21 protein-coding genes are annotated in these 21,404 nt (G+C 38.3%); 17 read left to right on the forward strand and 4 right to left on the reverse strand.

Annotation, left to right across the window (positions count from 1 at the left end):
* Window positions 1–45: 45 nt before the first annotated feature.
* Window positions 46–1,443: a Fe-S cluster assembly protein SufB gene (gene sufB / locus FHY47_RS11880; RefSeq protein ID WP_140461727.1), complete on the forward strand. Its 1,398-nt coding sequence runs from the start codon at window positions 46–48 to the stop codon at window positions 1,441–1,443.
* Window positions 1,444–1,821: 378 nt separating this feature from the next.
* Window positions 1,822–2,703: a mechanosensitive ion channel family protein gene (locus FHY47_RS11885; RefSeq protein WP_148630705.1), complete on the forward strand. Its 882-nt coding sequence runs from the start codon at window positions 1,822–1,824 to the stop codon at window positions 2,701–2,703.
* 98 nt (window positions 2,704–2,801) lie between these two features.
* Here FHY47_RS11885 and FHY47_RS11890 read toward each other — a convergent pair whose 3' ends face one another.
* On the reverse strand, window positions 2,802–3,107 hold the full coding sequence (locus FHY47_RS11890; protein WP_066106511.1) for a c-type cytochrome: 306 nt from the start codon (window positions 3,105–3,107) through the stop codon (window positions 2,802–2,804).
* A gap of 362 nt (window positions 3,108–3,469) precedes the next feature.
* On the opposite strand from FHY47_RS11890, the gene adhE reads away from it, so the two are divergent.
* The 7 genes from adhE (at window position 3,470) to yunB (ending at window position 11,991) form a co-directional block, all read left to right on the forward strand.
* Window positions 3,470–6,073, forward strand: a complete 2,604-nt coding sequence (gene adhE, locus FHY47_RS11895; protein WP_140461725.1) for a bifunctional acetaldehyde-CoA/alcohol dehydrogenase — start codon at window positions 3,470–3,472, stop codon at window positions 6,071–6,073.
* 139 nt (window positions 6,074–6,212) lie between these two features.
* Entirely contained in the window at window positions 6,213–7,058 is an 846-nt protein-coding gene (locus FHY47_RS11900; protein ID WP_140461724.1) for a DUF72 domain-containing protein, read from the forward strand.
* Window positions 7,059–7,308: 250 nt separating this feature from the next.
* Window positions 7,309–8,133 carry a sulfite exporter TauE/SafE family protein gene (locus tag FHY47_RS11905; RefSeq protein WP_140461723.1) on the forward strand — a complete coding sequence of 275 codons (825 nt, stop codon included), beginning with the start codon at window positions 7,309–7,311 and terminating at the stop codon, window positions 8,131–8,133.
* 10 nt (window positions 8,134–8,143) lie between these two features.
* Window positions 8,144–9,511 (forward strand): bifunctional metallophosphatase/5'-nucleotidase, encoded by a 1,368-nt coding sequence (locus FHY47_RS11910; RefSeq protein ID WP_148630707.1) that lies wholly within the window; start codon window positions 8,144–8,146, stop codon window positions 9,509–9,511.
* 64 nt (window positions 9,512–9,575) lie between these two features.
* On the forward strand, window positions 9,576–9,875 hold the full coding sequence (locus tag FHY47_RS11915; RefSeq protein ID WP_066106526.1) for a YunC family protein: 300 nt from the start codon (window positions 9,576–9,578) through the stop codon (window positions 9,873–9,875).
* 180 nt (window positions 9,876–10,055) lie between these two features.
* Window positions 10,056–11,168: an HD-GYP domain-containing protein gene (locus tag FHY47_RS11920; RefSeq protein ID WP_148630710.1), complete on the forward strand. Its 1,113-nt coding sequence runs from the start codon at window positions 10,056–10,058 to the stop codon at window positions 11,166–11,168.
* Window positions 11,169–11,217: 49 nt separating this feature from the next.
* Window positions 11,218–11,991 carry a sporulation protein YunB gene (gene yunB, locus FHY47_RS11925; protein ID WP_140461720.1) on the forward strand — a complete coding sequence of 258 codons (774 nt, stop codon included), beginning with the start codon at window positions 11,218–11,220 and terminating at the stop codon, window positions 11,989–11,991.
* A gap of 61 nt (window positions 11,992–12,052) precedes the next feature.
* Here the strand turns inward: yunB and FHY47_RS11930 are convergent, their stop codons facing one another.
* The gene (locus FHY47_RS11930; protein ID WP_148630712.1) at window positions 12,053–13,045 is read right to left on the reverse strand and encodes a M23 family metallopeptidase; all 993 of its coding nucleotides are present in this window, start codon (window positions 13,043–13,045) and stop codon (window positions 12,053–12,055) included.
* Between the two features lie 242 nt (window positions 13,046–13,287).
* On the opposite strand from FHY47_RS11930, the gene FHY47_RS11935 reads away from it, so the two are divergent.
* Complete coding sequence (locus FHY47_RS11935; RefSeq protein ID WP_066106535.1) at window positions 13,288–13,563, forward strand: YutD family protein; 276 nt, start codon at window positions 13,288–13,290, stop codon at window positions 13,561–13,563.
* A 58-nt stretch (window positions 13,564–13,621) separates the two neighbouring features.
* Here FHY47_RS11935 and FHY47_RS11940 read toward each other — a convergent pair whose 3' ends face one another.
* Complete coding sequence (locus FHY47_RS11940) at window positions 13,622–13,888, reverse strand: DUF3055 domain-containing protein (RefSeq protein ID WP_066106537.1); 267 nt, start codon at window positions 13,886–13,888, stop codon at window positions 13,622–13,624.
* A gap of 232 nt (window positions 13,889–14,120) precedes the next feature.
* Here FHY47_RS11940 and FHY47_RS11945 point away from each other — a divergent pair, with 232 nt between their 5' ends.
* From FHY47_RS11945 to FHY47_RS11955, 4 genes are all read left to right on the forward strand, one after another.
* The gene (locus FHY47_RS11945; RefSeq protein WP_222861903.1) at window positions 14,121–15,377 is read left to right on the forward strand and encodes an EAL domain-containing protein; all 1,257 of its coding nucleotides are present in this window, start codon (window positions 14,121–14,123) and stop codon (window positions 15,375–15,377) included.
* Between the two features lie 50 nt (window positions 15,378–15,427).
* Entirely contained in the window at window positions 15,428–15,877 is a 450-nt protein-coding gene (locus FHY47_RS11950; RefSeq protein ID WP_148630716.1) for a DUF86 domain-containing protein, read from the forward strand.
* A 119-nt stretch (window positions 15,878–15,996) separates the two neighbouring features.
* Window positions 15,997–16,164, forward strand: coding sequence for a hypothetical protein (locus tag FHY47_RS18980; RefSeq protein WP_187393485.1), 168 nt, complete (start codon window positions 15,997–15,999; stop codon window positions 16,162–16,164).
* A 211-nt stretch (window positions 16,165–16,375) separates the two neighbouring features.
* Window positions 16,376–17,140, forward strand: a complete 765-nt coding sequence (locus FHY47_RS11955; protein ID WP_066106910.1) for a TIGR01457 family HAD-type hydrolase — start codon at window positions 16,376–16,378, stop codon at window positions 17,138–17,140.
* A 59-nt stretch (window positions 17,141–17,199) separates the two neighbouring features.
* On the opposite strand, the gene FHY47_RS11960 is transcribed toward FHY47_RS11955, so the two are convergent.
* A complete protein-coding gene (locus FHY47_RS11960) occupies window positions 17,200–17,697 on the reverse strand; it encodes a phosphatidylglycerophosphatase A family protein (protein WP_066106546.1) in 498 nt (165 codons plus the stop codon).
* A 413-nt stretch (window positions 17,698–18,110) separates the two neighbouring features.
* Here FHY47_RS11960 and FHY47_RS11965 point away from each other — a divergent pair, with 413 nt between their 5' ends.
* The 3 genes from FHY47_RS11965 to thrB are packed head-to-tail and all read left to right on the forward strand — an operon-like array spanning window position 18,111 to window position 21,374.
* Complete coding sequence (locus FHY47_RS11965) at window positions 18,111–19,403, forward strand: homoserine dehydrogenase (RefSeq protein WP_180349984.1); 1,293 nt, start codon at window positions 18,111–18,113, stop codon at window positions 19,401–19,403.
* 1 nt (window position 19,404) lies between these two features.
* A complete protein-coding gene (gene thrC / locus FHY47_RS11970; protein WP_066106550.1) occupies window positions 19,405–20,466 on the forward strand; it encodes a threonine synthase in 1,062 nt (353 codons plus the stop codon).
* Window positions 20,463–21,374 (forward strand): homoserine kinase, encoded by a 912-nt coding sequence (thrB, locus tag FHY47_RS11975; protein ID WP_066106554.1) that lies wholly within the window; start codon window positions 20,463–20,465, stop codon window positions 21,372–21,374. The genes thrC and thrB overlap by 4 nt, the downstream gene beginning before the upstream one ends.
* Window positions 21,375–21,404 lie beyond the last annotated feature (30 nt).

Below are 21,404 nucleotides of genomic sequence, written 5' to 3' on the forward strand. Positions count from 1 at the left end.
AGAGTGAAAAACAGCTAAAACTAAGTAAGAAGGAGGAAGCGATCGATGGCTAAAAAAATGCCTGATATCGGTGATTATAAATATGGCTTTCATGATAAGGACGTTTCCATCTTTCGTTCTAAACGCGGTTTAACTAAAGAGATTGTTGAAGAAATCTCTCGTATGAAGAACGAACCACAATGGATGCTTGACTTCCGCTTGAAGTCTCTTGAACATTTTTATAAAATGCCAATGCCACAATGGGGAGGCAATCTCTCAGACTTAAACTTTGATGAGATTACGTATTATGTAAAACCATCTGAGAAGTCTGAGAAATCTTGGGATGAAGTTCCTGAGGAAATTAAACGTACATTCGATAAACTTGGTATTCCTGAAGCTGAACAAAAATACCTAGCCGGTGTATCAGCTCAATATGAATCCGAGGTTGTGTACCATAATATGAAGGAAGACCTGGAAGCAATGGGAATCGTATTCAAAGATACAGATTCCGCTTTACGTGAAAATGAAGATCTTTTCCGTGAACACTTTGCTAAAGTAATTCCGCCATCTGATAATAAATTTGCTGCATTGAACTCTGCAGTTTGGTCCGGTGGATCATTTATCTATGTCCCACCAGGTATTAAAGTAGATACACCATTGCAAGCATATTTCCGTATTAACTCTGAAAACATGGGTCAGTTTGAGCGTACTTTAATCATCGTTGATAAAGATGCGTCCGTACATTATGTAGAAGGCTGTACGGCTCCTGTTTATACAACAAATTCACTTCACAGTGCTGTTGTTGAAATCATTGTTAAAGAAAATGCTTATTGCCGTTACACAACAATCCAAAACTGGGCAAACAATGTATATAACCTTGTTACTAAACGTACAGTAGTAGATGCTCACGGTACAATGGAATGGGTAGATGGAAACATCGGCTCCAAGCTTACCATGAAATATCCAGCTTGTATTTTACGCGGTGAGGGTGCCCGTGGTATGACGCTTTCCATTGCTATTGCAGGTAAAGGTCAACACCAGGATGCAGGTGCTAAAATGATTCACTTAGCTCCAAATACATCTTCTACGATTGTATCTAAGTCAATTTCTCAGCATGGCGGTAAAGTGAGCTATCGTGGGGTTGTGCACTTTGGTAAAAGGGCTGATGGAGCACGCTCTAATATCGAGTGTGATACACTCATTATGGATAATCAATCAACTTCTGATACGATTCCATACAATGAAATCCACAATGATAATATCTCACTTGAGCATGAAGCGAAAGTTTCCAAAGTATCTGAAGAGCAGCTCTTCTATTTAATGAGCCGCGGTATCTCAGAACAGGAAGCAACAGAAATGATCGTTATGGGATTCATTGAACCGTTCACAAAAGAACTTCCAATGGAATATGCAGTTGAAATGAACAGATTAATTAAATTTGAGATGGAAGGTTCTATCGGTTAATACTGAGACAACTCTTTCCACTATATTAAGAATCCGAATTTATTTTCGGATTCTTTTTTTATCGTCTCCAAAGTTGAAGGGGAATCACCTATACCCTACCTATGGCGTAGTTATGCCCCACCTATACCGGGGTAAAGGTGCAGGAAAGGTGGAGGAAGCCACCTATGACGCGGCTATGCCCCATCTTTACCGAAGGAAGAATAAGCAATGCAACTTATATTAGCCATGAACCATATAATTTAGACTCCATAGCATCTGCCTCTATTTTATTTAAATAGGTCTAATGGATTTTATTAAACAATAACACTTGGATAATAAAAGAATATTTAGTAGTATTTAGTAATCCTTATATTGTTTTTATAATTAGGGAGGATAGATATGGACTTTATTAACAGGTTACAAAGTTATATCAGCATTGATTGGCCTCAACTCAAAAGTTATGGATTAACAATCCTATACACTTTTATCATCACCTATGCTTTGATTTATCTCGTCAGGTTTATTCTTCACAAGTTCTTTAAGCATACAAATTTTTTGATTGAGAAAAAGGAACAAACAATTGAATCTGTAGTACGCAACACGTCTAATTATTTGGGTTTCTTTATTATTATTCTTGCCATGATTAAACCCTTCGTGGATATCAAAAATATACTGGTTGCCGGCGGAGTGGTAGGAATTGTAGTTGGACTGGGTGCCCAAAAAATTATGACTGATCTTCTGGCAGGGTTTTTTATGATATTCGAAAAACAATTTCAGCGAGGGGATTTTGTCCACGTAAATGGGGAAATAGATGGTGGGACAGTAGAGGATATGGGATTTAGAGTGGTGAAAATCCGATTACTTAACGGAAAACTAATGACAGTTCCAAATGGTGAAATTCGCAAAGTAGAAAACGGAAATGTTGAAAGGAGAAGAATTTTTGAGAGCGTAATTGTTAGTTTCCAAGAGAATCCTGCAAAAATAGAAGAGTTACTTGCTGAGGTATGTGATGAACTCAACCAAAAGCAAATCCATTATCTCAAAACTGATTTAAAAGGAGAATATCTCGAACCCTATCAAGTTCATGGCTTATCTTCATTAGATAGCAGTCCGTATGGCTTACGATTTTCAATCAAAGCTACAGTAAGCGATGAGTACTATATGGAAGCAGCTCAAATGGCTAAGAAAGTTATGGCGCAGAAAATGTATGAAAATCGTATTGGTTTAGCATCGCAACAATTTGCCGTACAAGATAGACAAAAGGATTATATAGAACACTAAGAAATGCCGTTACGTAGTGGTAACGGCATTTCTTAGTGCTGTTTAATTTTCATTAAACCATAAACCATTGATTCCATATCTCTCTTTAAATCTCTATTCTACTTTTTCTCAGCAAGCCATGCAGCAACTTTCTCTGCATCCTCGCCTTTGATTATTCCTGCAGGCATTCCTTTCGCACCGTTATTGATTATATCCAGGATTTCATCCTTACTCATACTATTTCCGATATCCTCAAGCTTTGGTCCGGCATAGCCTTCTAAAGCATTGCCATGGCAGGAAGCACAGTTATTGGCATATATTTTTTCTTCTTCTGTTAGTGGTTTTTGCGATTCTTCTTCATTACCAGAAGAGCATGCAGTTAAAGAAAAAACTAAGCCTGCCAGTAAGAGGGCTTTTTTGTACATAGGAATCATTCTCCCTTCAGTTCTATTTAAGAATTACTTTACTTGAGTTTATTATTTTGTCAATATAAAGACTTCTCTGTCAATCCGATAGAAGTGGATCTATGACAAAGGACTTAAATTCAAAAAATAATGACTACAGTTAGACAAATACATAAAGCAGGCATATAATAAGTATGTGAAGTATTTCACAATCTGTAAGGTGAAGGTGTTCACAAATTGTTTACAGACTGATTTTAAATAATCTGATAAAATTAAATTGTCAGATAGGATGTTCAGTAATTTTTTTCACTAATAGGGACGTATTTTATCCCTGTGGGACTATTTACGACCAATACTAAGTTTTCTATAAGGAGGAAATTGAAATGGCTGTTAAAGAAGAAAAAATAGAAGAAGTCCTTAAGGTATCTGAGATGATTGAAGAGTTAATCGAAAATGGAAAATCGGCCCTGCGTACATTTGAGACATTTGATCAAGAAAAAATCGATGAGATTGTTCATCAAATGGCAATTGCCGGTCTTGATCAACACATGCTTTTAGCTAAAATGGCGGTGGAAGAGACTGGCAGAGGGATTTACGAAGATAAATGTACTAAAAACATGTTTGCAACGGAATATATTTGGCACAGTATTAAATACGATAAAACGGTTGGTGTCATTCGTGAAGATCAACAAACAGGTGTCATGGAGATTGCAGAGCCTGTCGGAATTGTTGCAGGTGTCACACCAGTTACGAATCCTACTTCGACTACTATGTTTAAAGCTTTAATATCTATTAAGACACGTAACCCAATTATATTTGCTTTCCATCCATCAGCACAAGAATGCTCCAAGAAGGCGGCGCAAGTCCTGCATGATGCTGCCGTAGCTGCAGGTGCTCCTAAAGGATGTATTCAATGGATTGAGCACCCATCCATTGAAGCTACAAAGCAATTAATGAATCATAAAGATATCGCATTAGTGCTTGCGACAGGCGGAGCAGGAATGGTTAAATCAGCTTATTCTACAGGTAAGCCGGCACTAGGTGTAGGTCCTGGTAACGTACCTTGTTATATTGAAAAGTCAGCTAAAGTAAAGCGTGCAGTCAATGATGTTATTTTATCGAAGTCTTTTGATAACGGCATGATCTGTGCCTCTGAGCAAGCTATTATTGTAGATGATCAGATCTATGAAGAAGTTAAACAAGAGTTTATAAAAAATAACTGCTATTTTGTAAATGATAAAGAATTAAAGAAACTTGAACGTCTTGTTATTGATGAACAATCATGTGCCGTTAATGCTCATATTGTTGGAAAATCTGCTAATGAGATAGCTGAAATGGCTGGAATTAAAGTACCTGAGCATACCAAAATAATAATTGCCGAAATTGATGGTGCAGGTCCACAATATCCTTTATCTCGTGAAAAATTAAGTCCGGTATTGGCGTGTATCCGTGTTAAATCTACGGAAGAGGGCTTTGGTGCATGTATGGATATGCTGAACTTAGGTGGTCTTGGACACTCGGCCGTTATTCATAGCACCAATGAACAAATCCAACGGGAATACGGAATAAAAATGAAAGCATGTCGTATTATTGTAAATTCCCCATCTGCTCAAGGAGGAATTGGTGACATCTATAATGCCTTCATTCCATCTTTAACACTTGGTTGTGGCTCTTATGGAAATAACTCAGTTTCTGAAAATGTATCAGCTACTCACTTGATTAACGTGAAGATGATGACACAGCGTCGTAATAATATGCAATGGTTTAAATTGCCGCCAAAAATTTATTTTGAGAAGTATTCCACACAGTATCTAGCAAAAATGAGAAGAATCAAACGTGCCTTTATTGTAACGGATCCAGGCATGGTAAGCCTTGGTTATGTTGATATTGTTAAAGAATATTTATGGAAAAATAAAGGGATTGAAGCAATCGAAATGTTTGCGGATGTTGAACCGGATCCATCTGATGAAACAGTATTCAAGGGTGCTAAATTAATGCATAGCTTTGAGCCGGATGTAATTGTCGCTCTGGGCGGTGGTTCTGCGCTGGATGCAGCGAAGGGCATGTGGTTATTCTATGAACAACCGGAAACATCATTCTTTAACATTAAACAAAAATTCATTGATATCAGGAAACGTACGTATAAATATCCTGACTTAGGTGAAAAAGCCCAATTTGTTGCCATCCCGACCACCTCCGGTACTGGTTCTGAAGTAACGCCATTTGCGGTTATTACGGATAAAGAAACGAATGTAAAGTATCCGCTGGCTGACTATGCCTTAACACCGGATGTAGCAATCCTGGATTCCCAGTTTGTCATGACTGTTCCTAAAAATATCACAGCTGATACAGGGATGGACGTTTTAACACATGCCATTGAGGCTTATGTGTCTGTAATGGCAAATGATTATACAGATGGTTTAGCCTTAAAAGCTATTGAACTAGTCTTTAATAATTTAAAAACAGCGTACCATGACGGAGCGAATGAGGAAGCTCGTGAGAAAATGCATAATGCATCCTGTATGGCAGGGATGGCCTTCTCCAATGCCTTCCTGGGTATTAATCACAGCCTAGCACATAAGATTGGAGCTGAATTCCATATCCCGCATGGCCGCTCTAATGCAATTCTTATGCCGCATGTTATTCGTTACAATGCCATTCGTCCAAGAAAACATGCGCTCTTCCCTAAATATGAATACTACTGTGCGGATGAGCGATATGCTCAAATAGCCAGAATACTGGGACTACCTGCAAGCACAACTGAAGAAGGGGTTCAGTCATTAATAGAGGCTGTCACTGAGCTGGGTAAATCATTGGAAATCGATATGAGCATTAAAGGACAAGGAATAACTCAAGAAAGATTTGAGGAAAATGTAAAAATATTAGCAGAGCGTGCATTTGAAGACCAATGTACAACTGCCAATCCAAAATTACCTCTAATCAGTGAACTGGAAGAAATCTTAAGAGAAGCGTACAAAGGAGTTTAATAATCTGGTAAAAAAGACGGCATGAAATGTGCCGTCTTTTTTGTATATAGGATTAAATGTAGTCCTCCATAACAAAGGAGCACCATTCACCAAGGATCTGTATTCATATGCTATTATATGACGTAGGAGGAGATCCTTTATGATTTATATTGGTGTAACTGGTTGGGGTGATCATGATACCCTTTATCCTTCAACTATTAAGCCTAAAGATAAGCTGGCTGAGTACAGCAGCCATTTTCCGGTAGTGGAAGTTGATGCCTCCTTTTACGCGGTACAGCCGATTAGGAACGCTGAGAAATGGGTTAAAGAGACACCTGATTCTTTTAAATTTATAGTTAAAGCCTATCAAGGAATGACGGGCCATCAGCGTGGCGATATCCCTTTTGAATCAAAAAAAGACATGTTCCATGCTTTTAAGGATTCCTTAAAGCCGTACAGTAACGCGAATAAGCTGGCCTTGGTTTTGTTTCAATTTCCCCCATGGTTTGATTGTAAAAAAGAAAACGTCAGTTATTTAAGGTATTGCAAGGAAATGATGGGCGATTGTAAGGTGGTCTTGGAATTCAGAAATCAATCATGGTTTAGTGAGAAATATCGTGAAGCAACCTTGTCTTTTATGAAAGAAGAAGGGTGGATTCATTCAATTGTGGATGAACCGCAAGCAGGCGAGGGTTCAATCCCGACAGTACCAGTTGCAACCGATTCCGAAGTTACACTTGTGCGGATGCATGGAAGAAATGTGTATGGCTGGAATAAACCGAATGATGCAAATTGGCGGGAAGTTCGATATTTATATAAATACAATGAAGAAGAACTGCTTGAATGGAGAATGAGAATCCAGGAGTTAGCAAAGGATACAAGGGATATCATTGTCTTATTTAACAATAATTCCGGTGGAGACGCCGCTGGTAACGCAAAGGAATTTCAACAAATGCTCGGGATAAGCTATCAAGATTTAAATCCGAGACAAATGGATTTGTTTTAACTTGATTCAGCAGAAGTCTCCCCACCTCGATTAGGTCGTGAGATAAATCAGTAGGAGTTCAAACTTCGACTGAATCAAGTTAAAAGCCTCCAGCGGTTGGAAGGAACATCGCAAGGATTTATTAGGCAGATACGCCTGGACGATTTTTCTCTGCAATAACGTCGAGGTGTTATTAATGATATAAACAACCGATGAGCTATAATCAAGCAGCTTTGTCTCTTTATTACTAAATCATTGGAAGGCGGATTATATGAGTTATATTTTATTAATAATTGTGGGGGTAGCTGCCGGCTTTTTCGGTTCCCTTGTTGGATTGGGCGGAGGTATTATCATCGTTCCGATTCTATTATTTTTATCAGGTGGAATCCTCGGTGCCCTCAGCCCCCAAATGGCAGTGGGTACTTCTCTGTTTACCCTGATTTTTACGGGGCTGTCTTCTACTCTTGCTTATTTAAAGCAGAAGACTGTGGACTATAAAAGTGCATATTTATTTTTGATTGGGATTGCGCCAGGCAGTTTGATTGGAGGATGGGCCAATTCCTATTTAAATGTGGATGCCTTTAATATCCTGTTTGGAATCCTTATGGTTTTCATGTCCTTTCTCCTTATGGTCAGAAATAAACTGAAGCCAAAAAAGAAGAATTTCAACGGGATGGTTACACGTACATACATAGATAAGGAAGGGCGTGAGCATCAATATGGTTACAAAAAAAGTAGCGCCATATTGGTCTCTTTTGCGGTCGGCTTTCTCTCTTCGTTATTTGGGATAGGCGGAGGCTCTTTGATGGTACCGGTTATGTTGATTGCGTTCCATTTTCCTCCCCATGTCGCTGTCGGGACATCGATGTTGTTAATATTCTTCTCTTCCATTATTGGATCCATTAGCCACATTTTTCAAGGCCATGTCAATTGGCTTTATGCATTGGCGCTAATACCGGGTGGATATATTGGAGCAAAATTGGGTGCCTTTGTAAATACGAAAATGAAAAGTACAACCTTGGTCATCGCACTCAGAATCATGCTGGTAGTAGTTGGCATAAAATTGATCTGGGAAGGGGTACAAGCGTTAATTTAGAGGTGGGAATATGAAGGAAACAATTCATTTGTTTCATATAAATGATATACATAGTCATTTTGAGCATTGGAATAAAATTGTAACATATATGAATAATCAGCAGGCGGCATATGAGGAAGCCGGAGATATTGTGTTTAAGCTCGATATAGGCGATCATGTTGACCGATTTCATCCTTTTACGGAAGGTACAATGGGAAAAGGAAATATTCAATTATTAAATGAAGCGGGCATAAACGGTGCAACGATTGGCAATAACGAGGGAATTACATTACCCCATGATGAATTGGATCATTTATATGAGGAAGCCGAATTTTCAGTTACCGTTGCCAATCTTTATAAACCTGATGGAAGCAGACCTAGCTGGGCTTTGCCATATTATATTAGGGTAACGCCTAAAGGAAGGCGTATTGCTTTTTTTGGCGTAACAGCTCCATTTACTGAATTGTATCATCTCCTAGGGTGGTCCATCACAGATCCATTTTATGAGGTCGAACGTATTATAAATGAATTAAAGGGAAAAGCAGATATTATAATTTTATTATCTCACTTAGGCTTACCAAGTGATGAAATTATCGCAGCCAAACATCCGGAAATTTCTCTGATTATTGGAGGGCATACTCATCATATTTTGCATAGTGGAAAAAGGATTAACCAAACTCTTTTATGTTGTGCAGGTAAATATGGAATGTACGTCGGTCATGCAGAAGTAACAATAGATGAAGGATTTATTTCTACACGGGCGGGTCTTGTAGATATGCGAGCAGATGGATTAACGGTAGCAGATCAGTTAATGGCAGATAAACTGTACCAAATCGGAAAGACAACTCTCAATGAAACGATACTAACTCTAGAACAGCCGTTAAAAACTGACTGGTTTCATGATTCAGATCTTTCTAAATTACTTTGCCAAGGGTTGAAGGAATGGTGTGAAGTGGATATCGCCTTATTAAATTCAGGTCTACTATTGGATGGTTTGGATGCTAAAGATGTGACTAAATATGATATCCACAAAATTTGTCCTCACCCAATTAATCCATGTATATTAACCATTACAGGAGAAAAATTAATACAAATTTTAAATCTGACTCGTAATCCCGACTGGCCTCATCTGCAAGTAAAGGGTCTTGGCTTTAGGGGGAAAATAATGGGATCATTTGTTTATGACGGTGTTCAATTGATAGATAGGGATAATCAGAGCTGTTGGTTACATAATGGTAAACAAATTAATACACAGGAGCTGTACAGGGTGGCCATTCCTGATATGTTTACGTTTGGCCATCTTTTTCCGGAAGTCAGAGAGGTTGAGAACAAAACCTATTTGATGCCAGAATTTCTTAGAGATATTCTTGCCTGGAAATTAGCGCAGCTTGCATCTTAACGGCATTTTTTAGGGTGAGCAGCCATATACTTTATGAATGGTACTGGAATAAGGGGTGGTGCTCATGATTGAATTTGTGCCCTTTGAAATAGACGGTAAATTATATAAGGGTGTGAGTGTACAGCTTCCAAAGACATCTCTACTGGCAATTGCCGGACAGAAGGGATATATTATGTGCGGAGCACTGGATATTGGATTATTGAATGAAAGGCTCAACGAACGTAGGATTATTGCCGGAAGAGCGGTAGGGGTACGTACCCTAGAGGAATTATTGAATGCTCCGCTCGAATCAGTAACGGAAGAAGCCAAAAGAAGAGGGATTGTTCCAGGAATGCTTGGAAAAGATGCAATTCAATTTATGTAGAGCAACTCCTAAAGGGGTGCTCTTTTTTTATGTTAACGAACTAATGGAATAGTGTGATTAACAAACAATTTTTTATAATATATTCCAAAATTTGAAAATAATTTTAGGTTAATCTGTTATAATATAGGATAAGATGTCAAATTATAGACATTAAATCTTTTCCTAAACAGAGGTATAAAAATGAGAATCGTTCAGACAGCTTATTTAACTTCGGGTGCCGTTTTAGGAAAGCCAATCGTTGATATCAAGGGGCGTACCCTGTTGCATAAAGGTGTGCAAATTACAGATTGGCAGATTAAACGGCTGCAGAAATATAATATTCCTTATGTTTATATTGATGATATAGAAACCAGTCATATAATTCCTGAGGATATCATTTCAGATAAAATCCGAAGAGGAGCTATTGTAACAATTAAAGATACCTTTGATAATATGAAGAATGAAGTCAAGCAATCTAAAAGTATAGTCATAGAAAAGGCTGCATTGACTATGTCAAAGCTGGTTGATCAACTGACAGCCGAATTAAAAGGACATCAGGATTTATTTCATATTATTTCTGATATCTATGCATTTGACAATTATGTTTTTAACCACTCTTTAAATGTGGCACTATATTCACTGGCCATCGGTCTGGAATTAAAGTTAAAGCCAGATGTATTAAAAACATTGGGACTTGGTTCAATCTTGCATGATGTGGGGAAAATGGCCGTTCCGGAGGAAATCCTCTTTAAACCAGGAAAACTTCTGGAAAGTGAGTTCCAAATTATTAAACGGCATTCGGAAGAAGGATTCCATATACTCAGACAGGTCCACAATCTTTCATTGCTCGTGGCTCATTGTGCATATCAGCATCATGAACGGCTTGATGGCAGCGGGTATCCTCGAGGACTAAAAAACAATGAAATTTTATACATGGCTAAAATTATTGCTGTAGCAGATGTTTTTGATGCTGTTACATCTAAACGTGTGTATCGGGAAGCGATGCTGCCAAGTGAAGCTCTGGAACTGTTGTATGCAGGTACAGGTACTAAATTTGATCGGGAGATTGTGGATGCATTCAAGAGGTCGATTGCCATTTATCCAGTCGGCATCACTGTTGAATTAAATGATGGACGAAAAGGAATCGTATCTAGGCAGAATGCAGGCTACAGTGATCGCCCTGTCATAGAAGTGTATGAAAGAAATGGTGAGCAGCTCCCATTTAGATATGAAGTTGATTTGAAAATACAGCTGGATGTAACCATTAAAAAATGTGATACAACCTTCAGCAATCATACAATGAAATTAAGCTAATAAACCTCTTCTTACAAGCATAGGTATACTTGTAAGGAGGGGATTTTTTATGTATAGACGTAAACGGATTAAAAGGAAACGATCTATTATGCGGGGTCCCTTGCCGGTTAAGCATGTCCTTATTATAACATTTTTGTTCTTTATGGGAACGAGCCTAATCAGTCTTTGGATCGTGAATGCGGCTATTGAACCTACATTGATGCGTTATGCAGAATCTGAAACGAAAAAACTTACCAGCTTGGTTATTAATCAAGCAATTAAAGAAACTCTTTCCACACATAATGATATGGACAAAATTATTACAGATATACCCAAGCAGGGAGACGATATAGCTGTGGATGGAATCCAGTTTAACACAGAAATTATTAATAGAATCCGTTCGGAAACCTCTTTGCTTATCCAAAATCAATTAAGTGAAATAGAAAATGGTAATTTATCATCCTTTGACTATCTGAAGGATCGAGTAAGGGTGAAGGAAAATGGTTCAAAGGGAATTATACATGAGGTTCCGCTCGGGAAAGCAACGAATAATGCCTTACTTGGTAATCTTGGTCCAAAAATCCCGGTGGAAATGGAAACAATCAGTGATATACAAAGTGATGTCAAAACGACCCTGGAGCCATACGGAATCAATAACGCCCTGATTAAGGTTTATTTAGAGGTTGAAGTTCATGCCCAGGTTATTATCCCATTTGCTTCAAAGCCGACGAAGATTAAAACCACTATTCCAATGGGAATGAGAGTCGTGTCCGGTCATGTTCCTACTTATTTCAATGGGAGTGGGACAGGGGGATCCCCTGCTATCCAACTACCTGCAAAATAGGGGTCTGTTCAATAGAAAAAGGCTTGAATCTTGTTTTATACAGGACCCAAGCCTTTCTAGTTTACTTTGCCTTCGCGGCTTTTTCAGCGCTTTCCCAAAGCTTTAAATACGGATATGGATTAAAGGACCATTCAGTGCGGCCGTTTTCTTTATACATCCCATAATGAAGATGAGGAGGGAATTTTCCAGATGTACCGGGGGGACCATATCCAGAGCTGCCAACACCTCCAAGGAGAGTGCCTGGTTCAACTAATTGACCAACCTCAATCCCTTTTGCAAATCCATTTAGATGTGCAAAATAATGATAGGTGTTATTGATATCACGAATGCCAATTCTCCACCCGCCAAATTTATTCCACCCCTTTAGCTCTATAATTCCATAACAGGTGGATCTTACGGGTACACCATAGCCTGCAAAAATATCTGTACCTTCATGAGAACGACGGCCACCCCAGCCACGGGCAACTCCCCATGTGCTTGTATATGTATAATGGCTGCCAAGTGGAACAGGAAAAGCTTTTTTCTGCAAATCAATGGTTTGATGTTTTTTAAATAATTGAGCATTGCTCATAATAATACTTACTGCTCGATCTCTTTTATAGTATTCCCATATACCGATACGGAAGTTATCTTTATCTACTCCATAGGATAGTAAATATTGATTTATCGCAGCTAATTGATCATATTCATTAAAGGGATCTGCTTTACCATCTTGATCACCATCAATCCCCATGCCACCAAAAAAAGAAATGGTTAAAGGGTTAGTGTCTTTGGTATTTGGATTTGAGATTCCGGTCCACTTATCTGCTGGAATTAGAATACCAAGTGTATTTGGGTCCGATAGGTCTTTTCGAGCCAATCTGATACTTCGTTCATATTGATCAAAAGCAGCTATATAGTACCAAGGGAGTTGGGTGGAGTCTTCTACACGTTTGTACATTTCCATCCGTTTTTTTAATAGTTGCTGCTCATCTTGACTGGCTGATGCTTGCACAGGTATGCAGGGGGAGATATAAGCTGCCAGAATGAATAGAATCAATATACGATAGAACATTTGGAACACTCCTTTACTGTTCGTTAGTATACCGATAAATGAGGATGATTATTTTAGTAGGAAATTGGAAAGTGATTGTAAAATCTGTAAGGTAGCTCATTATAATAACAGTAGGTAAACATGGATAAAGAAAATGGAGGGCTAGAGAAATCCACATCATAAATAAAAAACTTCATGGTTATATGTGGGGAATGATATAATAAGGAAACAAATTACGGAATAAATGAGTAAGAGGTGAACAAATGATTACCATTAATAACACTCAATATGAGATTGTAGAAGAACATGGAGACGGGTTTAATGAAGAGACCTTTAAAAGCCGTTTTAGTGAGATATTGAACCGTTATGACTATATACTTGGGGACTGGGGATATGGACAACTTCGCCTTAAAGGGTTTTTTGATGACCAGAATCAGAAAGCATCCTACGATAATAAAATAAGTACCATCAAAGAATATCTGTATGAATACTGTAACTTTGGCTGTTCGTACTTTATTTTAAAGAAAACTAAAAAGTGAGTGAAAAGCCCCCAATTCTTCGTAATTGAGGGGCTATTATTTTAACCGCTGTGCAGAGTTAAATGACCTCGTCTAAGAATTTTTTCCACTCCAATGCCTCATCACTCGTTATAGAAAAAGCATATTCCAAATAGCCGGGCTCCTCTAAATCGTCTGGTCCAATAATGGCGAAACGGTTTCCTTGCATATCCAACACAAGTGTTTTTCCATAGAAACGATCGGTTCTGGTTAAAGCTAGGTCAATTCTGCTGTTTTCACCCATGAAACTGACAAATCTAGTTTTTGTATCATACGTGTCATCGTAAAGAAAAAATCGCTCGGACATATGGGTTCCTCCATTTTGTTATTATCATTTGATTCTTCTAAATCCTATGGTTTTTATACTGGAGACTTCTAGTCTTATTCTAACATTTTCCAACAAAAAATTTTAAAAAAAGGATATAATAGGAATATACTGAAAGTTTAAGGCTCTAATGTTAAATCCCAACTATGCTTTTGTGAGAGGATTGTGTAATATGGTTCATTCCTATAATGGAGGAACAAAATGGAGTAAGTGGATGTCCATTTTTCTTCTTGATTCGAGACTTCTGTTCTATCCTCCGAAATTTACAATAAGAAACCCAATTGTATCAAGGATAAAAAAAGCATTTGGAAATCAAGGTGAAATTGCAATTGTTGTATTTCATATTAGCAAAATGGATGAATTAAAGGAAATGGCTGGTGAGCAAGCCTATTACTCCTTCTTTCATGATTTAAAAAAAGAATTTGAAATAGCTATTAAAAAATATATTTACAGAACAAATATTATGGGAGTACAAGATTTTAATCAGGATAGCATTGTCTTGTATGAAAGGAGTCCTTTGTGCACACCAGGAACTGACCAGTTGGATAATATAATAGGGAATATACACCAGTCAGTACAGGAATCTGACATATATAGATATTCGCCAATTGAGCTTACAATCGGACGTGGATATATGTACTGTGACCGGACCTATATAAATATTGAAACAACGGTTAATCGGGCCTTTGTTTTAGCTCATTCCATGGCTCGTAATGAGGTGGAGCCAGATTATAATGATATGATTCATCAGCTTACTGGTATTATCCATGATAAATCGATTCGCTTGATGTCACAGGCTATCTTAGAAGTAGAAACGGGTAAGGTTAAAGCATGGGAAATGCTATCAAGAGGACCGTCCGGAACGAAGCTTGAAAATCCGTTAACGTTATTTGCAGACGCTAAACAAACTGGCAGATTGTTTACTCTTGAAATGATTGTGTTGGAAAAGGTATTTCAACACATCCAAATGACGGATATAGAGGGTGATATCTATATCAATTTTACACCAATAACAATGGGAGAACGTAATTTTCCTGGCCATGTAGAGATGTTATTAAAAAAATATGAGATTGAACCATCCGTGGTAGTGTTTGAAATAACCGAGAGAGATTCGATTGAAGGAGTTCATCTATTAAGATCAAATGTCAGCTATTTACGTTCACTTGGAATTAGAATAGCTATTGATGATACAGGAGCTGGCTATGCAAGTTTGCATATTATAGGAGAAGTATTGCCGGATATCATAAAAATCGATCGTACAGTTATACAAAATATTCATTCAAACCGTGTGAAAGAATCTATGCTTAAGGGTCTGCTGCTCATTGCTAAAGAAACGGGTTCTCTTGTTGTTGCAGAAGGAATAGAAAATGAAGATGAGGCTATGGTGATGGTACGGAATAAGGTAGACCTTGCTCAGGGTTATTTTTATGGGAGACCCCAATTTCTTGAACTTTCATTAGCAACCATTTAAGCTTAAAAATGGATAGTATATGTGGTGAGATTGATGAGGAGGAATACAGGATGTACTTCGTAGATCGAGAAGCAATTGAGGATAAACTGCTTTATTTAGAAACTCAGACAAATCTTCTGAAAAGTAAAGGAGAATGGACTGAGTCGACTATTGAGAAACTGGCATTAGAGCGTATCTTTCAAACCATCATTGATGCCGTTCTGGATGTAGGGAATTCAATGATAGATGGTTTTATTATGAGAGATCCAGGCAGCTATGAAGACATAATCGATATCCTGCTGGATGAAAAAGTGATTGATTCAGCGATAGAGATTGATTTAAAAACATTGCTCCCATACAGGAAAGAACTCGTGCAAGCCTACACAGCTATTCATCACGAGCAACTGCAAAAAGCAGTATATGAAAATTTGAACACTATTCAACAATTCCCTGCATGTATAAGAAGCTATATTGAAACTGAATTAGGTGTCGTAACAGCTTTTAAACCATATGATAAATGATACGTACATAAACGATGAGCCAATATGCTTATCGTTTTTTTAATGATTGTGATAATCGTTTGAGTTAGACATTTTGGGTACTTTGAATTTTAAATACCCTGATAAAAGAAGGTGCTATGATGGAAATCTGGAACTTAACTGAAAATCCTGTAGGTAATACTTATCAGCAATTATTAGAAGTCTTATGTGATTACTCGGACACATTCTATTTTGTAACACGGAAAGAATTAACTTATAAACAAGAAATACTTGAACAATTTTGCATGGTTCACCTGTACTACACATGAGGAGTTCGGTGGATTTTCCATTCGTTCGGAATTTTATAGGAAGTTAATTGGCCAAATAGAAGGCTTAAAAGTAGAAAAAGAGGATTAAACTACTTGGGTATGTCCTAATTAGCATCAGGAGATAATTAGACGGGCTTCCGCTTTTCGATTGAATGCTACTGTGGTAAAGTAAATGAAGTAAATCTAACACGTCCAGGAGAGAACAATGCGTATGAAAAAGTATAAAGGTTATTTAATTGATTTAGATGGAACAATGTATAAGGGAACAGAACGAATTTTGGAGGCTGTCCATTTTGTGCAGGAACTAAAAAGACAAGAGATTCCTTATTTATTTGTAACGAATAATTCATCACGTACTCCTGAGCAGGTAGCTGAAAAGCTGCGCCAATTTGACATTCCTGCTACAGGGGAACAAGTTTTTACAACAAGTATGGCTACAGCAAATTATATATATGAGAAAAAACAAGATGCATCTGTTTTCATTATTGGGGAAGACGGTATCATTGAAGCCTGTAAAGAAAAAGGATTTACCTTTAAGAATGAAGATGCTGATTTTGTGATTACTGGAATTGATCGTGGAATTACATATGAAAAATTATCGGTTGCCTGTCTTGCAGTCCGTAATGGAGCAACATTCATTTCTACCAATGCTGATATTGCCATTCCAACTGAGAGAGGGCTCTTACCAGGTAATGGATCATTAACTTCTGTTGTTACTGTGTCTACTCAAACGGAGCCTATATTTATCGGAAAGCCTGAATCAATCATTATGGAACAGGCGATGAAGGTGCTGGGTGTCTCTAAAGAAGAGACGTTGATGGTTGGAGATAACTATGATACGGATATTATGGCTGGTATGAATGCTGGGGTTGATACATTGCTTGTTCATACTGGTGTTACGACCAGAGAACATTTAAAAGGCTATGACCGCAAGCCAACTTATACAATTGATTCATTGGATCAATGGACTATTTAATCTAAAAAAAGGCTCACAACTCATGATTAATTCTCGAGTGTGAGCCTTCTTTAATGATTTTACTCCACGTTTTCAATACGGTGTGCCAGCCGGCTAGAGGCAGCAGCTGCGATGGCGCCGACAATATCATCTAGAAAGGTATGACATTCTCCGGTTGATTTATCATTTAATCGCTTCAGGATACCGGGCTTAAGTTTATCTACATATCCATAGTTGGTAAAGCCAATGGAGCCATATACATTAACAATGCTTAATGCAAGAATCTCATCCACGCCATACAAACCTTCATCGACACCAATAATGGATTGTATTGGTTCCTCCAATAAGCCCTTTTCAGCTAACATATCTAATTGAATGCCGGTTAAAATGGCATTTTGAACCTCGCGTTTTGAAAGTACGCGTTCCACATTGTAAATACAATCTTCCAATTGCAAATCATCATGGTATTTATGCTGGAGATACATAACTAATTCACCGATATCTTTTACCGATACGCCGCGATCCATTAGCCATTGTCTTGCAGTCTGTTCCGTTTTATCAATTGATTTATCTTTCATTAAGTGTACACCGACTTCCATTTATAATACGTACAAATAGTGGTTGATGAGCATATTAAAAGGCCTTCTTCCTTATCGGCTAATCATCTATCCTTGCAATCTTTGTAAAATCCATATCGCTTTAATTATGAAATATTCTTCTTTTTATATCTTAGTAAGCATGCTAATAAGAGGTGATTATTTGCTGAATAAAATTTGCATCCATAAGAAGACACCCATTTAGTATGCGGAGAAGAATTTACTTTGCTTATGGTTCAAATATATTTTTAGAATATTGTGTATAATAGAACGGTAGGGTAAAATTATTTTAATTTTTAATTAATTTAATATTGTAAACGGTTATGTTTATATTTATAATGTCTTCTATACATAAACAAATGTATTTTTGTGGTAGACAAAAAGGGGGAGATAGGGTGAAACCAATTACAATTGGATTACTGGGACTGGGAACTGTCGGAACAGGTGTGGTACAAATCATTCAGAATCACCAGGAAAAACTGATGCATCAGGTTGGTTGCCCGGTAGAGATTAAAAGAATCCTTGTTAAAGATAAATATAAAGATAGAGCAATGGATGTATCATCCGAACTTATAACGACTTCCGCAACAGACATCATCTCTGATCCTGAAATAGATATCGTTATTGAGGTAATAGGCGGTGTGGAAGATACTTACTTGTTGCTGATGCAGGCTTTAAATAATAAAAAACATATAGTAACAGCTAATAAAGATCTGATGGCAGTCTATGGACCGGATTTATTGCGTACTGCTTCAGAGAATGGCTGTGATTTATTTTATGAGGCAAGTGTAGCTGGGGGAATCCCTATTTTACGAAGCTTGGTAGATGGACTTGCATCAGATCATATTACAAAAATAATGGGCATTGTAAATGGTACTACGAATTATATTATGACGAAAATGACCAAGGAAAAAGTCTCTTATCAGGAAGCGTTAAAAGAAGCACAGGATCTTGGCTTTGCTGAAGCAGATCCAACTGCCGATGTAGAAGGCTTAGATGCAGCAAGAAAGATGGCGATTCTGGCAACCTTGGGCTTTTCAATGAATATTGGATTGGAAGATGTGAAGGTACAGGGGATTACAACTGTTTCTGATGCGGACCTAGCGCTCTGCAAAAGGCTTGGATACACTATGAAGCTGCTTGGGTTTGCCAATCGAACCGAAAATAAAGTGGAGGTGAGCGTCCAACCCACCCTTTTACCGGAGGAACATCCTCTTGCTACCGTAAATGACGAATATAATGCGGTGTATGTATATGGGGAGGCAGTTGGTGAGACCATGTTTTACGGACCTGGAGCCGGCAGTCTGCCAACAGCAACAGCAGTAGTATCGGATCTTGTTGCCATCATGAAAAATATGAGGCTGGATGTAAATGGGCGAAGTGCAGTTATACCTCAATTTGATAAAAAATTAAAAACGAATGAAGAAATTAATAGCAAATTTTTTCTGCGGATTCATGTGAAGGATGAAGTTGGTGTTTTTGCACAGCTAACTGCTATTTTTGCTAACCATGGAATAAGCTTTGAGAAAATCATGCAGCTGCCAATTAAGGTCAACGAATTATCGGAAATTGTACTTGTATCACATAAGGCTCCAGTGGCTAATTTTGAAAACGTATTGCGTGAGCTGGAAACTAATGAAAAAGTTTACTCCATAAAAAGTACGTATCGAGTTGAAGGGGGAGCATAGAATGAGCTGGAATGGGTTACTGCAGGAATTTAAAGAATTTTTACCGGTGAATAACCAGACCCCGAATTTAAGTCTGTTGGAGGGGAATACGCCGTTAATTCGCTGTCATAATCTTTCAAAGGAGTTGGGGATTGATTTATATGTTAAATATGAAGGTGCCAATCCAACAGGCTCCTTTAAAGATCGGGGAATGGTGATGGCAGTAGCAAAAGCCATAGAAGAAGGCAGTGATACGATTATATGTGCTTCAACCGGCAATACATCCGCTGCAGCTGCAGCCTACGCAGCCCGATCCGGGCTACGCTGCATTGTTGTTATTCCTGATGGGAAAATTGCCATGGGTAAGTTAGCTCAGGCAGTTATGTATGGAGCCGAAATCTATGCCATTAAAGGGAACTTCGATCAGGCATTGGCTATGGTCCGCTCCATCAGTGCCAAATTTCCCATCACACTTGTCAATTCGGTGAATCCTTACAGAATTGAAGGGCAAAAAACGGCTGCTTTTGAGATATGTAAACAATTGGGTAAGGCCCCTGATGTGCTCGCAATACCGGTTGGAAATGCCGGTAATATTACAGCGTATTGGAAAGGGTTTAAGGAATATCATGAGCAATGCCAGAGTGGGCTTCCGGAAATGAGAGGCTTCGAAGCGGAAGGTGCGGCTGCGATTGTACATAATCGGGTATTCGAACAACCAGAAACCATAGCCACTGCGATTCGTATCGGAAATCCGGCCAGTTGGGAATATGCCGTTGAGGCGGTAAAGGAATCAAACGGAAAAATAGATGAAATCAATGATGATGATATTATCAAGGCTTATCAGTTATTAGCCAGAAAAGAAGGAATATTTGCCGAACCAGCTTCCTGTGCTTCCATTGCAGGTATCTATAAACAATTGCAAACAGGAGAAATAAAGAAGGGACAAACAGTTGTCGCAGTATTAACCGGTAACGGGCTTAAAGACCCAAATACGGCTGTGGAGTACAGTCAAATACAACCAACTGTTATTGAAAACGATGAAGAAGAATTGGTAAGATGCTTTGGCGGTGTAGTCTCATCATGAACCAGCCTGACATGTTGCGTATTAAAATACCGGCAAGTACAGCCAATCTGGGACCGGGATTTGACTCAATTGGAATCGCACTGGGCTTGTATTTGACGATAGAAGCAATGCCATCAGATGAATGGATGGTTATTATCAAATCGGATGAATTAAAGAAAACTCCTTCGGATGAAAGTAATTTTATTGTTCGTATGGCTAAGAAAGCTGCAGCCTATTTTGGGGCAGAAATGCCGGTCTGCAGATTGATGGTGAAAAGTGAAATACCGTTGGCAAGAGGTCTGGGCAGCAGTGCGTCAGCAATTGTAGCGGGACTTGAGCTTGCCAATGTCTTTTGTAATCTGAATTTGAGCAAGGAAGAAAAACTAAGATTTGCGAGTTTAGAGGAAGGGCATCCAGATAATGTGGGTGCATCCATTTACGGTGGCATGATTGTCGGCATTCATAATGATTGTGAATCAACCCTTGTATCATTACCGATTGGGGATGTCGGGGCAATTGTAACGATTCCTCCGTTTGAGTTGAACACTGAAAGAGCACGTGAAGTATTGCCAACTCATCTGTCCCATTCTCAAGCTGTTTCTTCAAGTGCTGCAGCGAACATTTTGGTAGCCGCTGCTGCTACAAATGATTGGAAACTGGTTGGAGAGATGATGGAAAGAGATGATTTCCATGAAAAGTATCGAAGTGAGTTAATGCCTCACTATTCTAGAATTAAACGTTTAGCAAAAGAGGAAGGAGCTTATGGCAGTTCAATCAGCGGTGCCGGGCCAACCATTTTTTCTTTAGCTCCTTCACATTCTGTTCCACTTATTTGTGAACGTCTTAAAGGAGAGTTTCCTGAAATGAATATCCTTCATATTCCAATGGTCAATACGGGTTCTATTATACAACTGACGGATTTAAATTAAAAACAGCGATTCCCCTATAATTGGGGAATC

It is taken from the genome of Bacillus sp. E214 (genome assembly GCF_008087365.1).
Classification (GTDB): Bacteria; Bacillota; Bacilli; order Bacillales; family Pradoshiaceae; genus Pradoshia.

What these genes read in the sequence shown, in the direction of transcription:
- sufB (WP_140461727.1), top strand. Translation starts at nt 46, where the DNA reads ATGGCTAAAAAAATGCCTGATATCGGTGATTATAAATATGGCTTTCAT.
- FHY47_RS11885 (WP_148630705.1), top strand. Translation starts at nt 1,822, where the DNA reads ATGGACTTTATTAACAGGTTACAAAGTTATATCAGCATTGATTGGCCT.
- FHY47_RS11890 (WP_066106511.1), bottom strand. Translation starts at nt 3,107, where the DNA reads ATGTACAAAAAAGCCCTCTTACTGGCAGGCTTAGTTTTTTCTTTAACT.
- adhE (WP_140461725.1), top strand. Translation starts at nt 3,470, where the DNA reads ATGGCTGTTAAAGAAGAAAAAATAGAAGAAGTCCTTAAGGTATCTGAG.
- FHY47_RS11900 (WP_140461724.1), top strand. Translation starts at nt 6,213, where the DNA reads ATGATTTATATTGGTGTAACTGGTTGGGGTGATCATGATACCCTTTAT.
- FHY47_RS11905 (WP_140461723.1), top strand. Translation starts at nt 7,309, where the DNA reads ATGAGTTATATTTTATTAATAATTGTGGGGGTAGCTGCCGGCTTTTTC.
- FHY47_RS11910 (WP_148630707.1), top strand. Translation starts at nt 8,144, where the DNA reads ATGAAGGAAACAATTCATTTGTTTCATATAAATGATATACATAGTCAT.
- FHY47_RS11915 (WP_066106526.1), top strand. Translation starts at nt 9,576, where the DNA reads ATGATTGAATTTGTGCCCTTTGAAATAGACGGTAAATTATATAAGGGT.
- FHY47_RS11920 (WP_148630710.1), top strand. Translation starts at nt 10,056, where the DNA reads ATGAGAATCGTTCAGACAGCTTATTTAACTTCGGGTGCCGTTTTAGGA.
- yunB (WP_140461720.1), top strand. Translation starts at nt 11,218, where the DNA reads ATGTATAGACGTAAACGGATTAAAAGGAAACGATCTATTATGCGGGGT.
- FHY47_RS11930 (WP_148630712.1), bottom strand. Translation starts at nt 13,045, where the DNA reads ATGTTCTATCGTATATTGATTCTATTCATTCTGGCAGCTTATATCTCC.
- FHY47_RS11935 (WP_066106535.1), top strand. Translation starts at nt 13,288, where the DNA reads ATGATTACCATTAATAACACTCAATATGAGATTGTAGAAGAACATGGA.
- FHY47_RS11940 (WP_066106537.1), bottom strand. Translation starts at nt 13,888, where the DNA reads ATGTCCGAGCGATTTTTTCTTTACGATGACACGTATGATACAAAAACT.
- FHY47_RS11945 (WP_222861903.1), top strand. Translation starts at nt 14,121, where the DNA reads ATGTCCATTTTTCTTCTTGATTCGAGACTTCTGTTCTATCCTCCGAAA.
- FHY47_RS11950 (WP_148630716.1), top strand. Translation starts at nt 15,428, where the DNA reads ATGTACTTCGTAGATCGAGAAGCAATTGAGGATAAACTGCTTTATTTA.
- FHY47_RS18980 (WP_187393485.1), top strand. Translation starts at nt 15,997, where the DNA reads ATGGAAATCTGGAACTTAACTGAAAATCCTGTAGGTAATACTTATCAG.
- FHY47_RS11955 (WP_066106910.1), top strand. Translation starts at nt 16,376, where the DNA reads ATGAAAAAGTATAAAGGTTATTTAATTGATTTAGATGGAACAATGTAT.
- FHY47_RS11960 (WP_066106546.1), bottom strand. Translation starts at nt 17,697, where the DNA reads ATGAAAGATAAATCAATTGATAAAACGGAACAGACTGCAAGACAATGG.
- thrC (WP_066106550.1), top strand. Translation starts at nt 19,405, where the DNA reads ATGAGCTGGAATGGGTTACTGCAGGAATTTAAAGAATTTTTACCGGTG.
- thrB (WP_066106554.1), top strand. Translation starts at nt 20,463, where the DNA reads ATGAACCAGCCTGACATGTTGCGTATTAAAATACCGGCAAGTACAGCC.